The following is a 14,959-nucleotide window of genomic DNA, read 5'->3' as shown; positions in this document are numbered from 1 at the left end:
GATGAAGTTTTGCGTTTGTCTTAGTTGGTGCTTATTTATATTAATCCTTTCCCACCATTAAGTCAACCCATTTCATACATTTTCTTTTTAAATGAATTAATCACTTATATGAAGGAATAAATGTGACTGTCACACCTTGGCTTCCTCTTAAAACATATAAACCAGGAAAATCATTTATCCCATCCATTTGAACTACCGCTTCCCCTTCAACTAAGTGATGCATTTGGAAAAATCCATAAACCATGCAATTGATAGGTAATGCCAATAACAACCTGGATAGATGAGGAAACGAATAATTAGATGCATAAATCGAATACTGAAACCTGATTGCTCCTTCCGGGTAGGGTTATTAAACATTAAACCGCTAAAGCACAGGGTTCCATTGTCCAAATATTAAAATATTTTTTTACAATTTTACTTTCTTGTACTATAATAAATATATTTTAAAAATTTCAGGAGAGACTTTTAATCATTATAAAAAATAGTTGGGAGAGGGATTTATAAATGATTAATAAAAACACATCTTTGAGGATGCAAAGTATCGTTTTTATTGGCTTTATGGGGGTAGGAAAGACGACGATCGGACAGAAAGTAGCCAGGAAATTATATAGGGACTTTATTGATATAGATCAAGAAATTGAAAAGGAATTCAATATGCCCACTACGGAAATCTTCAAGAAGTTTGGGGAAAAAGCTTTTCGCGAAAAAGAAAAAAGTGTGATTGAAAGCCTTAGTCAACAACAATTGAAAATCATTTCAGTTGGAGGCGGGGCATTTTTACAAGAGGATATACGGAATATCTGTTTATCCAATTGCATTGTCTTTTACCTGGACTTATCTTGGGAATACTGGAAAGAGAGAATAGGCTTGCTTATTGATAGTAGACCCGTTTTACAAAGCCGGTCCCTTGAGGAAATCGAAGAACTCTTTTACACGAGACAGGAAATATACTCCTATCATCATTCAAAAGTGAATACCAATGATCTAGATGTTGATGAAGTGGCAGACTTTATAGTCGATTCATTGAAAGTCGCCTGGGATATTTATGAACCGCTTAAGTAAGGCAAACCTTTCTGATATGTAATCAATGTTCCCAATAAAAGAATAATAGAAAAGATGAAAAGGGCACAGCGGTACCTAACCTCCTGTGAACTAATCACCTTTTTATTTTTCTTTTTTAGGAAGACTCTCTAATAATCAGTTCTGGATTCAATATGATTCGCTGTTGTTCACGTTCTATTTTCTCCATTTGCTGATACAGGAGATTCGCTGCCTCTTTCCCAATACGTCTAGGGAATGAGGAAATGGTCGTTAGCGGAGGGTGATAGATTTCTGCGACTGGAACGTTATCGAACCCAACGATATCCATATCTTTTCCAGGATTAATTCCTTTCATCATTAATCCTTGCATAACACCAAAGGCAATTAAGTCGCTAAAGCAAAAAATCGCGGTAGGCGGATTAGGATTCTCAAGTACTTTCAAAACAGCCTCAAGTCCTCCCTCCCGTGTAGGGGCACTATCTATCACCAACGATTCATCCACTTCCAATCCCGCTCTTGAAAGAGCTTCACGGTATCCCTCCATTCTCTCGATCCAAGTAGAAGATTCCTTTATGCCACCAAGGAGCGCAATTCTTTTATGCCCCTTTCCAAGGAGATGATCAACAGCGATCCTGGCTCCTTCTGGATAGTCTATGCCTACATAGTCGCTATTCACTCCAGGCAGTTCCCTGACAGCAAGCACCATCGGCGTGTCAATTTCATTTAACCGTTCAATTGTATCTTGTGAGCTTTCAGAGACAGGACAAAGAATCAGGCCACCCACCCTGTGTTCCATCATGGTTGAAAGGAGATGATCTTGCTTGGCAACCGAGTCGAATGTAGTCCCCAGCAACACTGTATACCCGACCTCATCCAATGCATCGTGAACGCCTATCAGGAATTCAGAAAAAAAGGTATTTGATATGTCGGTAATAATGATTCCTACAGTATCAGAACTCTGCGACCTTAGGTTTGCTGCAATTCTATCGTACACATAACCCAATTCATGCATCGATTTTAATACTTTTTTTCGCGTCGCTTCCGATATTCGAGGGTTATTGCGAACGATAAGGGAAGCAGTGGAGGTAGATACCCCAGCATGTTTCGCTACCTGTTGCAGTGTGACCCGCCCTTTTTTGGATTGTTTCATAGTTCAATCACCATCTTGAATGTATTTTTGATGTACTTATTATTATCATGTTCTTTCTATAATAATATAGTTACTGTCATTATTACACCCTTGCTTTTGGAACATGGGAATCTCAACGATCTTTAATCACGCCAAAACATCTATATCCACTATTCATTAGTCCAAAAAAAAACGCCATCCTAGTTCCGGAAGATGGAGTTTTAAGTAAATCCTTCAATATTTTCAGCCATGGTTAAATATGGTCTGGTGCTGTGTCAATTTCTTATACCGGTAATATACAAAAGCTGCAGCCAGGATTCCTATAGTAGCAATAAAGCAATCAAAAAGAAATATATGCGATATATCCCCACTCTTAGCGATCAAGCCCGTTGCAATTGGTAAAATGACGCTCGCCAAACTGGATGCCGTCGCAACGATCCCTGTTACAGTTCCTTTTTTTCTCCAGAAAAGTTCAGTCATTATTGCAATGGTTAATTGAAAGATCCCAGCTGTCGAGGCTCCAAGGAAAAAGGAGCTAATACTTAAGACAATAGGTGAATGAATCGTTAATATGATGATTACCGTCAGTAAAGTAATCATTGGATAAAGCAATATCACCGTCACGGGCTTAATCCATTTGTTTAATAAGATGGATAATAGCAGGACGGAAATAAGTGACCCCACACTATAATAGCTCAATAATTTAATTGCACTTGAAGATGGCATCCCTGCGACTTCCTGGCCGAAACTCGGTAACCAGATTTGCGAAACTGTAAATAACGCAGTTGATGTAAACCCAATTATGATTAGTGCGACTCCTTCGCTCCAAAATTTAGGTTCCGTTATGAACCTGTTACTATGAAAATCCTCTTCTTTACTGACAGCTTCGGATTTGCTTGGAAATGAAGCGGACAACACCAAAAACATATTCATGAAATAGATGACAGCCGGTACTAAAAATGCAAACCCGTAAAATAATTGGTTCGTAGTAAGAAACAAGATGATGAATGGCAGGATTGTAGCACCAAGCGAACCAAAAGCCTTAACCATAACACTCGCGGAACCAGCAGATTCAGGAAACATTTCAGTTAGCGCCGGATATGTACCAGCATCCATGGCTGAGTTGGAAATTCCCGCAAGTAAGGCAAATACAAAGGCCATTTCATATGTGGGGGAAAAAGGAATCCCAATTAAAAAAACGCCCATTATAACCGAAGAGACCATGATTAATGGTTTTCTTCCAAATTTATCTGATAATACTCCCGAGAAACCATACGTGAGTAATCTGCCTATTCCTATTGCCGCAATAAGATAACTAATGCCAGTAGAGTCCGTATCCCATTGCTCTGTTAAAGAGGGCATGTTTGAGGCGAGAATTATATTAACCATCCCCAGCAGAAAATAGTTAATATACATGCCAGATGCCGCTTTAAAATACTGATTTTTCATTATTACACCCCTATAATAAATCGCGTTGTGTTACTCCCATATAACACCTTAATGCACAATGTAATTACATTAAAGTCTCCCCTTTATGTTATCCATTTACATGAAAACCACTTTTCAAAAAAAAACGCTAAGAAAAACAAGGGATTTCACTCCCTGAATTTCTTAGCTCCGAGGTTTGGTGCACCCAATTTTTTTAATCATTTAATAAATGATGCACATCGAGTATGAAAAAAACCTCTATTTGGAGAACAATCTCCAGAGTGGAATCATTTTATTCTGCAAACAATTGCTCTTTGATGAAATCAACAGGCATTTGTTTACCTGTCCATAATTCAAAGGCTAGTGCACCTTGCCAAAGCATCATCCCAAGACCATTAATAGCGGTAGCACCTACAGCTTCAGCTTGTTCCATTAGTTTAGATTTTCGTGGGATGTAAACAACATCGGTTACGATTAAATCAGGACGCAGCATTGATTCGTCTTGAATGACACTTAAGCCTTCAAGTGGTTTCATGCCAACGCCGGTTCCATTTGCCAAAATATCACTAGTTGCGATTTCAGCCTTTAATTGTTCAACATTTTCAAGAGGGTATACATTGGCTTTCACATTTAAATGCTTCATATCCTCATTGATGATTCGTACATTCTCTTCTGCTTGCGGGAAGAATGCATCATCACGAGCAAAAATGCTGATTTCCGCCACACCTTCCAGCGCAGATTGAATGGCAATTGGGGTAGCAGCCCCACCAGAACCGATAAGAGTCATTTTCTTGCCTTTAATATCAATACCATGTTCTTTTAGGTTCCGGGTATATCCCATTCCATCAGTGCTGTGCCCTACGAACTTTCCATCGACATTGACAACTGTATTAACCGCTCCTGAAAATTTAGCACTGTCCGCCAATTCATCAAGATATGGAAGGATCTTCATTTTATTAGGCATGGATACGTTAAATCCTTTTACATTTAATGCACGCATCCCTTTGACTGCATCTTCCAGCTCTTCATTTCCAACCTCAAATGCTAAATAGGCGCAATTCAAGCCTAATTTATCGAAAGCTAAATTATGCATGGCAGGTGATAATGAATGTCCGATAGGTGTTGCCAGCAATCCTACTAATTCTGTTTTCCCATTAATTCGTCCTAGATTTTCCATGTTCTATTCCCCCTGATTTTTTAAACTTTATATAAATTCCTTCTTGGAAGGAATTATGAATTAAATATTTTGATCAATGATTTCCAATACATTCCTTAATTGTGTAACAGGAATTTGTCCTGGTGCAGATGCTTCTTTTCCGGCACCGAATGTACAAGCAGATCCAAACACCGCACCTGATAATCGACTGACCAGGCCTGTACCCGACATTGACATCGTAATGAATGGGCGATCGGCATACTTTGTTTTCATCGTGTAAGTTGCATCTAATAATACGAGTAAGTCACCTACTGTTTGGGGCATTACAGCGATTTTGGGAATATGGGCGCCAAATTCCTGCATCTTACGCAATCGGTAAATGATTTCTTCTTTTGCTGGTGTCTTATCGAAATCATGGTTACACATCACAACGTATACCCCATTTTCCTCAGCTACCTTCACAGTCTCCTTCACTGATGATTCCTCAAAAAACAACTCAACATCGACAAGATCAATATTCTTCGTTTTAATTGCTGTATGAAGAAGTTGGAAATAATAATCATCGCTGATTTCCTTGTTTCCGCCTTCTTTATCGCTTCTAAAAGTGAAAAGCAGCAAAGTACTGGGAACCGCATTTCTAATTTTTGTAATCATATCCGAAACGGCTTCTAAGCTTTCGACTTGTTCAAAGACATCTACTCGCCATTCAATGATATCCGGCCGTAGTGCATTTACCGTTTCAACTTCTTTAAGCAGTTCTTCTTCACTTGTCCCCATTAGTGGTACGATGATCTTTGGAACCCCTTCTCCGATCGTTACGTCTTTGATCGTGATTGTTTGCATGATGTATCCCCCTTTTATCACTATCATCAGTGGGGTTCATCCCCCACTGATGTTCGGTTAGATTGTTTAATTGGAAACTTTAATTACCTTTTTGTATCGATAGGCAACGAATACGGCCAATAAAATACTAACTGCCGCAATTGCCACATCAAACAAGAAGACCGCTGTTAACCCAGCACTCTTAGAAATGATACCAGTAATGAAGGGTATGATGATAAAGGCTGAACTACCTGCAATGTTTACATATGAGGTGATCGTACCTTTATTGGCAGGGAAGAATTCCGTGATTATTGTCATGGCTAATTGGAATACCCCTGCAGTTGAAAGCCCTATGAAGAAAGCGCTCAAAACGGTTATAAATGGTTGCTGGATGTAGATGAGTGACAATAAAGATAACGCCGCAATGACCGGATAGATAATCATGACGGTAATGGGCTTAATTACTTTATTCAATAGAACAGCTAGTAAAATGACAGAAACAAGGGAGCCAATGCTATAGTAACTAAGCAATTGAACAGCCTTAGCTTGGGTTAGCCCCAATACATCTTGTCCGAAGTTCGGGAGCCAGACTTGAACCAACATGAATAAAGCTGTTGATGTGAAGCCTAATAGTATGACGGCCAAACCTTCCTGAGCAAACTTCGGTTTTGAGAGGAATTGCTGTTGAACCGGCACAGCTTGTTTATCATTCTGAGTTTGGCTTTGGGCTTTATGATCCGGGAATGAAACCTTAAGCAGGAAAAACCCATTAACAAGATATACAGCAGCCATTAAGAAGAATGTATACCCGTAAAACATATCTCTAGCTATAAAGAACGCCATGATAAATGGAAGAAGTGCGGCACCGATTGAAACGAACGCTTTTACTAATACGGTAGCGGAACCAGCTTTCTTTTGAAAAGCCTCAATAAGTGCTGGATACGTACCTGCATCCAAAAATGAATTGGCAATACCAGCACATACAGCAAATATAAATGCCAATGTATAGTTAGGAGCCAATGGTATGCCTATAAGGAAGATCAGGTAGATAAAAGATGCTGAAACAACAAATGGTTTCCTTCCTAATTTATCCGATAGTCTACCGGCGAAAAACAAAGAAACTAACTTACCGATTCCTATGGCAGAGACCAAGTAACTTATCCCTGAGGCACTAGTATTTAATTGATTTGACAAATTTTCCATATTTGATCCAATGATTATATTGATCATGCCTAAAATAAAATAGCTAATATATAAACCTGTGGCCATTTTTATAAATGGATTTTTCATGAAACACACCCCTATTTAAAAAGTTATCGAAATGCAATTTGATTCTTAAGCCTTTCAGATGTTGCCCCCTTGCCCCATACCATAAATTTAAGAAAAATAATGACGTACTAAATAAAACAATAAACTTCATAGATTAACCGGCTAAGTTAGTACATCGTTCTACTAACTTGCGCATTACTAGTATATCGTTCTACTAATTGTGCTTGTTGTTAGTATATCGTTCTACTAAATTTTAATCGATTAGAAAAGTATTGATAAAACACTTATGCTACCGCTAATTAGTTAAATTTATTTAGTATATCGTTCTACTGGATTATTATACTGCGCTAATTTAATTGTGTCAAACTCATGAAGCGGTCCTTAATCACCATAGAGCAATTCCTCATACTCATTATTTTTAAATTCCGAAGGTCTCATTTTGGATCTTATTTACCTTAAAGGTTCAGCCCTGCCTTGTATTTGTTAGTGTTCATACAAGTTGGAAGAATACCTTTTATTTGCAGAGGCACCAATTATTTTATCCTTTATGAGGGCTTCCTTCTATTTTGATATTTCCCACATTTTTAGTTACCAGTTTCTGAATTAATTTCTTTTTAGCTAAAATATATGTACTGCTGCTTATTTAAATCCAATTATCCAGTTATTTGCAATCGATTTTAATAACCCAATGTCTAAGCAGATGGTACTAATATCTCGCTTATATCCTAAGTTACGATAGTCGAAACGGGTTAAATTTAAAAGGATGAACAATTTTCGATTTCAGCCCCTTTCAATGGTGAGGTAACAGCTTCTATATATATAACAGGGCTTCATAATTTCTTCTTGACGCAAAAAAAGACCAGCCGGATGGCTGATCTTTTTAAATGGCTTGGCGGCGTCCTACTCTCACAGGGGGAAACCCCCAACTACCATCGGCGCTGAAGAGCTTAACTGCCGTGTTCGGAATGGGAACGGGTGTGACCTCTTCGCTATCGCCACCAAACATAAAAGGAACGTTGTTCCTTCAAAACTAGATAATAAGAAGGTATTTCATTTTTTAAAAAGCGTTGGTTAAGTCCTCGATCTATTAGTATCAGTCAGCTCCACATGTCACCATGCTTCCACCTCTGACCTATCAACCTGATCATCTTTCAGGGATCTTACTAGCTTGCGCCATGGGAAATCTCATCTTGAGGGGGGCTTCATGCTTAGATGCTTTCAGCACTTATCCCGTCCGCACGTAGCTACCCAGCTATGCCTTTGGCAAGACAACTGGTACACCAGCGGTGCGTCCATCCCGGTCCTCTCGTACTAAGGACAGCTCCTCTCAAATTTCCTGCGCCCGCGACGGATAGGGACCGAACTGTCTCACGACGTTCTGAACCCAGCTCGCGTACCGCTTTAATGGGCGAACAGCCCAACCCTTGGGACCGACTACAGCCCCAGGATGCGATGAGCCGACATCGAGGTGCCAAACCTCCCCGTCGATGTGGACTCTTGGGGGAGATAAGCCTGTTATCCCCGGGGTAGCTTTTATCCGTTGAGCGATGGCCCTTCCATGCGGAACCACCGGATCACTAAGCCCGACTTTCGTCCCTGCTCGACTTGTAGGTCTCGCAGTCAAGCTCCCTTGTGCCTTTACACTCTACGAATGATTTCCAACCATTCTGAGGGAACCTTTGGGCGCCTCCGTTACTCTTTAGGAGGCGACCGCCCCAGTCAAACTGCCCACCTGACACTGTCTCCCACCCCGATAAGGGGCGCGGGTTAGAATTTCAATACAGCCAGGGTAGTATCCCACCAACGCCTCCACCGAAGCTGGCGCTCCGGCTTCTCAGGCTCCTACCTATCCTGTACAAGCTGTACCAAAATTCAATATCAGGCTGCAGTAAAGCTCCACGGGGTCTTTCCGTCCTGTCGCGGGTAACCTGCATCTTCACAGGTACTATAATTTCACCGAGTCTCTCGTTGAGACAGTGCCCAGATCGTTACACCTTTCGTGCGGGTCGGAACTTACCCGACAAGGAATTTCGCTACCTTAGGACCGTTATAGTTACGGCCGCCGTTTACTGGGGCTTCGGTTCAAAGCTTCGCTTGCGCTAACCTCTCCCCTTAACCTTCCAGCACCGGGCAGGTGTCAGCCCCTATACTTCGCCTTGCGGCTTCGCAGAGACCTGTGTTTTTGCTAAACAGTCGCCTGGGCCTATTCACTGCGGCTTTTCTGGGCTATTCACCCTAAAAAGCACCCCTTCTCCCGAAGTTACGGGGTCATTTTGCCGAGTTCCTTAACGAGAGTTCTCTCGCACACCTTAGGATTCTCTCCTCGCCTACCTGTGTCGGTTTGCGGTACGGGCACCTTACATCTCACTAGAGGCTTTTCTTGGCAGCGTGGAATCAGGAACTTCGGTACTATATTTCCCTCGCCATCACAGCTCCGCCTTAATGGAAACGGGATTTGCCTCGTTTCCGGCCTAACTGCTTGGACGCGCATATCCAACAGCGCGCTTACCCTATCCTTCTGCGTCCCCCCATCGTTCAAACGATGTATAGGTGGTACAGGAATATCAACCTGTTGTCCATCGCCTACGCCTTTCGGCCTCGGCTTAGGTCCCGACTAACCCTGAGCGGACGAGCCTTCCTCAGGAAACCTTAGGCATTCGGTGGAAGGGATTCTCACCCTTCTTTCGCTACTCATACCGGCATTCTCACTTCTAAGCGCTCCACCAGTCCTTCCGGTCTGACTTCAACGCCCTTAGAACGCTCTCCTACCATCGACACCATACGGTGTCAATCCACAGCTTCGGTGATACGTTTAGCCCCGGTACATTTTCGGCGCGGAGTCACTCGACCAGTGAGCTATTACGCACTCTTTAAATGGTGGCTGCTTCTAAGCCAACATCCTGGTTGTCTAAGCAACTCCACATCCTTTTCCACTTAACGTATACTTTGGGACCTTAGCTGGTGGTCTGGGCTGTTTCCCTTTCGACTACGGATCTTATCACTCGCAGTCTGACTCCCAAGAATAAGTATTTGGCATTCGGAGTTTGACTGAATTCGGTAACCCGTTGGGGGCCCCTAGTCCAATCAGTGCTCTACCTCCAATACTCTCATCTTGAGGCTAGCCCTAAAGCTATTTCGGAGAGAACCAGCTATCTCCAGGTTCGATTGGAATTTCTCCGCTACCCACACCTCATCCCCGCACTTTTCAACGTGCGTGGGTTCGGGCCTCCATTCAGTGTTACCTGAACTTCACCCTGGACATGGGTAGATCACCTGGTTTCGGGTCTACGACCTCATACTCATTCGCCCTATTCAGACTCGCTTTCGCTGCGGCTCCGTCTCATCAACTTAACCTCGCATGAAATCGTAACTCGCCGGTTCATTCTACAAAAGGCACGCCATTACCCATTAACGGGCTTTGACTACTTGTAGGCACACGGTTTCAGGATCTATTTCACTCCCCTTCCGGGGTGCTTTTCACCTTTCCCTCACGGTACTGGTTCACTATCGGTCACTAGGGAGTATTTAGCCTTGGGAGATGGTCCTCCCTGCTTCCGACGGGATTTCTCGTGTCCCGCCGTACTCAGGATCCACTCAGGAGGGAACGAAGTTTCAACTACAGGGTTTTTACCTTCTTCGACGGACCTTTCCAGGTCGCTTCATTTACCCCGTTCCTTTGTAACTCCATGTTGAGTGTCCTACAACCCCAAGAGGCAAGCCTCTTGGTTTGGGCTAATTCCGTTTCGCTCGCCGCTACTCAGGAAATCGCGTTTGCTTTCTCTTCCTCCGGGTACTTAGATGTTTCAGTTCCCCGGGTCTGCCTTCAGTACCCTATGTATTCAGGTAAAGATACTGTTCCATTACGAACAGTGGGTTTCCCCATTCGGAAATCTCCGGATCAAAGCTTACTTACAGCTCCCCGAAGCATATCGGTGTTAGTCCCGTCCTTCATCGGCTCCTAGTGCCAAGGCATCCACCGTGCGCCCTTTCTAACTTAACCGTTAAAAAAGATCTTACAGATGCTTTGAAAAAAATTAATTGCCTTCTATCTATTATCTAGTTTTCAAGGAACAAAGCAGAAAGAATCCATCACATCGTGATGACTGTCTTTCCTATTTGAATGAATTACTCATTCAAAACTGAACAAAACAAAAGCGCTCTCGTAATTATCCTTAGAAAGGAGGTGATCCAGCCGCACCTTCCGATACGGCTACCTTGTTACGACTTCACCCCAATCATCTGTCCCACCTTAGGCGGCTGGCTCCATGAAGGTTACCTCACCGACTTCGGGTGTTACAAACTCTCGTGGTGTGACGGGCGGTGTGTACAAGGCCCGGGAACGTATTCACCGCGGCATGCTGATCCGCGATTACTAGCGATTCCGGCTTCATGCAGGCGAGTTGCAGCCTGCAATCCGAACTGAGAATGGCTTTATGGGATTCGCTTACCTTCGCAGGTTTGCAGCCCTTTGTACCATCCATTGTAGCACGTGTGTAGCCCAGGTCATAAGGGGCATGATGATTTGACGTCATCCCCACCTTCCTCCGGTTTGTCACCGGCAGTCACCTTAGAGTGCCCAACTGAATGCTGGCAACTAAGATCAAGGGTTGCGCTCGTTGCGGGACTTAACCCAACATCTCACGACACGAGCTGACGACAACCATGCACCACCTGTCACTCTGTCCCCCGAAGGGGAAAGCCCTATCTCTAGGGTTGTCAGAGGATGTCAAGACCTGGTAAGGTTCTTCGCGTTGCTTCGAATTAAACCACATGCTCCACCGCTTGTGCGGGCCCCCGTCAATTCCTTTGAGTTTCAGCCTTGCGGCCGTACTCCCCAGGCGGAGTGCTTAATGCGTTAGCTGCAGCACTAAAGGGCGGAAACCCTCTAACACTTAGCACTCATCGTTTACGGCGTGGACTACCAGGGTATCTAATCCTGTTTGCTCCCCACGCTTTCGCGCCTCAGTGTCAGTTACAGACCAGAAAGTCGCCTTCGCCACTGGTGTTCCTCCAAATCTCTACGCATTTCACCGCTACACTTGGAATTCCACTTTCCTCTTCTGCACTCAAGTTCCCCAGTTTCCAATGACCCTCCACGGTTGAGCCGTGGGCTTTCACATCAGACTTAAGGAACCACCTGCGCGCGCTTTACGCCCAATAATTCCGGACAACGCTTGCCACCTACGTATTACCGCGGCTGCTGGCACGTAGTTAGCCGTGGCTTTCTGGTTAGGTACCGTCAAGGTACCAGCAGTTACTCTGGTACTTGTTCTTCCCTAACAACAGAACTTTACGACCCGAAGGCCTTCTTCGTTCACGCGGCGTTGCTCCGTCAGACTTTCGTCCATTGCGGAAGATTCCCTACTGCTGCCTCCCGTAGGAGTCTGGGCCGTGTCTCAGTCCCAGTGTGGCCGATCACCCTCTCAGGTCGGCTACGCATCGTCGCCTTGGTGAGCCATTACCTCACCAACTAGCTAATGCGCCGCGGGCCCATCTATAAGTGACAGCGTAAACCGTCTTTCCATCTTCTCTCATGCGAGAGAAGAACGTATCCGGTATTAGCTCCGGTTTCCCGAAGTTATCCCAGTCTTATAGGCAGGTTGCCCACGTGTTACTCACCCGTCCGCCGCTAATCTCAGGGAGCAAGCTCCCATCGATTCGCTCGACTTGCATGTATTAGGCACGCCGCCAGCGTTCGTCCTGAGCCAGGATCAAACTCTCCGAAGAAATGTTTGACTTGCTCATTTGCTTTTTTGATAGTGTGTGCTCACTTAAAATTTAACGTTGGCGCTTTGTTTTGTTCAGTTTTCAAAGAGCAATTTCCACAATCGTTCTTTCGAACGGCTGTTTATTCATCATAACATCTTATTGATTAGTTGTCAACTTCTGCGAAGTTTTTAACTTATTTTAAATCGCTGTGTTTTTCAGCGACCATTTCATCTTATCATTTTCATAGTAAGAAGTCAATAGTTATTATTTCTTTCAGCAACCTGCCAAAAGCAATGAAGTTTTTTGCATGTCTTAGTTGGTGCTTATTTATATTAATCCTTTCCCACCATAAAGTCAACACATTTCACAATAAATAATTCTTTTTCTTAAAATTAGGTGAAGAATGTTTCAAGGTCCGTTTTGCTAGGGTATCCCGACAAAACCTTAATGATTTTTATTTTTTGCGCTGTGTTCGTAGAGATTGTTAGTTTATTTCAATTAAGGGGTTTAAGGAGTGATTAAATGGCATATGCTTATACTTTATTTGTTATTTCTATAATATGCTTTGTTTGTTATCGGCTGATTAAAAAGAAATCAGCACCTTCAAATAGATACACACCTTATGATGGACATCACAATGGAATTAAAAATGACGATATAAAACCAATACAGGATACTACAAATCATTACATTCACATTCAATATGAACTGCCATCTTTTTTCGTGACTTATGAAAACAAAAAAAGACCAGCCGGATGGCTGATCTTTTCAAATGGCTTGGCGGCGTCCTACTCTCACAGGGGGAAACCCCCAACTACCATTGGCGCTGAAGAGCTTAACTGCCGTGTTCGGAATGGGAACGGGTGTGACCTCTTCGCTATCGCCACCAAACATAAAAGGAACGTTGTTCCTTCAAAACTAGATAATAAGAAGGTATTTCATTTTTTAAAAAGCGTTGGTTAAGTCCTCGATCTATTAGTATCAGTCAGCTCCACATGTCACCATGCTTCCACCTCTGACCTATCAACCTGATCATCTTTCAGGGATCTTACTAGCTTGCGCCATGGGAAATCTCATCTTGAGGGGGGCTTCATGCTTAGATGCTTTCAGCACTTATCCCGTCCGCACGTAGCTACCCAGCTATGCCTTTGGCAAGACAACTGGTACACCAGCGGTGCGTCCATCCCGGTCCTCTCGTACTAAGGACAGCTCCTCTCAAATTTCCTGCGCCCGCGACGGATAGGGACCGAACTGTCTCACGACGTTCTGAACCCAGCTCGCGTACCGCTTTAATGGGCGAACAGCCCAACCCTTGGGACCGACTACAGCCCCAGGATGCGATGAGCCGACATCGAGGTGCCAAACCTCCCCGTCGATGTGGACTCTTGGGGGAGATAAGCCTGTTATCCCCGGGGTAGCTTTTATCCGTTGAGCGATGGCCCTTCCATGCGGAACCACCGGATCACTAAGCCCGACTTTCGTCCCTGCTCGACTTGTAGGTCTCGCAGTCAAGCTCCCTTGTGCCTTTACACTCTACGAATGATTTCCAACCATTCTGAGGGAACCTTTGGGCGCCTCCGTTACTCTTTAGGAGGCGACCGCCCCAGTCAAACTGCCCACCTGACACTGTCTCCCACCCCGATAAGGGGCGCGGGTTAGAATTTCAATACAGCCAGGGTAGTATCCCACCAACGCCTCCACCGAAGCTGGCGCTCCGGCTTCTCAGGCTCCTACCTATCCTGTACAAGCTGTACCAAAATTCAATATCAGGCTGCAGTAAAGCTCCACGGGGTCTTTCCGTCCTGTCGCGGGTAACCTGCATCTTCACAGGTACTATAATTTCACCGAGTCTCTCGTTGAGACAGTGCCCAGATCGTTACACCTTTCGTGCGGGTCGGAACTTACCCGACAAGGAATTTCGCTACCTTAGGACCGTTATAGTTACGGCCGCCGTTTACTGGGGCTTCGGTTCAAAGCTTCGCTTGCGCTAACCTCTCCCCTTAACCTTCCAGCACCGGGCAGGTGTCAGCCCCTATACTTCGCCTTGCGGCTTCGCAGAGACCTGTGTTTTTGCTAAACAGTCGCCTGGGCCTATTCACTGCGGCTTTTCTGGGCTATTCACCCTAAAAAGCACCCCTTCTCCCGAAGTTACGGGGTCATTTTGCCGAGTTCCTTAACGAGAGTTCTCTCGCACACCTTAGGATTCTCTCCTCGCCTACCTGTGTCGGTTTGCGGTACGGGCACCTTACATCTCACTAGAGGCTTTTCTTGGCAGCGTGGAATCAGGAACTTCGGTACTATATTTCCCTCGCCATCACAGCTCCGCCTTAATGGAAACGGGATTTGCCTCGTTTCCGGCCTAACTGCTTGGACGCGCATATCCAACAGCGCGCTTACCCTATCCT

6 protein-coding genes and 5 rRNA genes (1 of these 11 running past the window's edge) are annotated in these 14,959 nt (G+C 44.1%); 1 reads left to right on the top strand and 10 read right to left on the bottom strand.

Going from position 1 to position 14,959, the window contains the following annotated elements; all coding sequences use genetic code 11:
- The first annotated feature begins 504 nt into the window (after positions 1 to 504).
- Complete coding sequence (locus MHB45_RS26710; protein WP_053533572.1) at positions 505 to 1,062, top strand: shikimate kinase; 558 nt, start codon at positions 505 to 507, stop codon at positions 1,060 to 1,062.
- Positions 1,063 to 1,177: 115 nt separating this feature from the next.
- Here the strand turns inward: MHB45_RS26710 and MHB45_RS26705 are convergent, their stop codons facing one another.
- From MHB45_RS26705 to MHB45_RS26660, 10 genes are all read right to left on the bottom strand, one after another.
- Positions 1,178 to 2,191: a LacI family DNA-binding transcriptional regulator gene (locus MHB45_RS26705; protein ID WP_072274064.1), complete on the bottom strand. Its 1,014-nt coding sequence runs from the start codon at positions 2,189 to 2,191 to the stop codon at positions 1,178 to 1,180.
- Between the two features lie 222 nt (positions 2,192 to 2,413).
- A complete protein-coding gene (locus MHB45_RS26700) occupies positions 2,414 to 3,619 on the bottom strand; it encodes an MFS transporter (protein ID WP_072274063.1) in 1,206 nt (401 codons plus the stop codon).
- Positions 3,620 to 3,890: 271 nt separating this feature from the next.
- Positions 3,891 to 4,775, bottom strand: coding sequence for a shikimate dehydrogenase (locus MHB45_RS26695; RefSeq protein WP_072274062.1), 885 nt, complete (start codon positions 4,773 to 4,775; stop codon positions 3,891 to 3,893).
- A gap of 60 nt (positions 4,776 to 4,835) precedes the next feature.
- Positions 4,836 to 5,597 (bottom strand): type I 3-dehydroquinate dehydratase, encoded by a 762-nt coding sequence (gene aroD / locus MHB45_RS26690; protein ID WP_072274061.1) that lies wholly within the window; start codon positions 5,595 to 5,597, stop codon positions 4,836 to 4,838.
- Positions 5,598 to 5,663: 66 nt separating this feature from the next.
- Positions 5,664 to 6,866, bottom strand: coding sequence for an MFS transporter (locus MHB45_RS26685; protein ID WP_072274060.1), 1,203 nt, complete (start codon positions 6,864 to 6,866; stop codon positions 5,664 to 5,666).
- Between the two features lie 866 nt (positions 6,867 to 7,732).
- Positions 7,733 to 7,848, bottom strand: a 5S ribosomal RNA gene (gene rrf / locus MHB45_RS26680).
- Positions 7,849 to 7,912: 64 nt separating this feature from the next.
- A 23S ribosomal RNA gene (locus MHB45_RS26675) occupies positions 7,913 to 10,845 on the bottom strand.
- Positions 10,846 to 11,021: 176 nt separating this feature from the next.
- A 16S ribosomal RNA gene (locus MHB45_RS26670) occupies positions 11,022 to 12,572 on the bottom strand.
- Positions 12,573 to 13,329: 757 nt separating this feature from the next.
- A 5S ribosomal RNA gene (gene rrf, locus MHB45_RS26665) occupies positions 13,330 to 13,445 on the bottom strand.
- A gap of 64 nt (positions 13,446 to 13,509) precedes the next feature.
- Positions 13,510 to 14,959, bottom strand: a 23S ribosomal RNA gene (locus tag MHB45_RS26660) (it continues 1,483 nt past the right edge of the window).
- The 16S, 23S and 5S rRNA genes sit together here, the layout of an rRNA operon.

It is taken from the genome of Peribacillus sp. FSL K6-5616 (assembly GCF_038008245.1).
Classification (GTDB): domain Bacteria; phylum Bacillota; class Bacilli; order Bacillales; family DSM-1321; genus Peribacillus; species Peribacillus frigoritolerans.
Note: the sequence above shows the minus strand (reverse complement) of the source record. Positions and strands in the feature narration are given on the sequence as shown.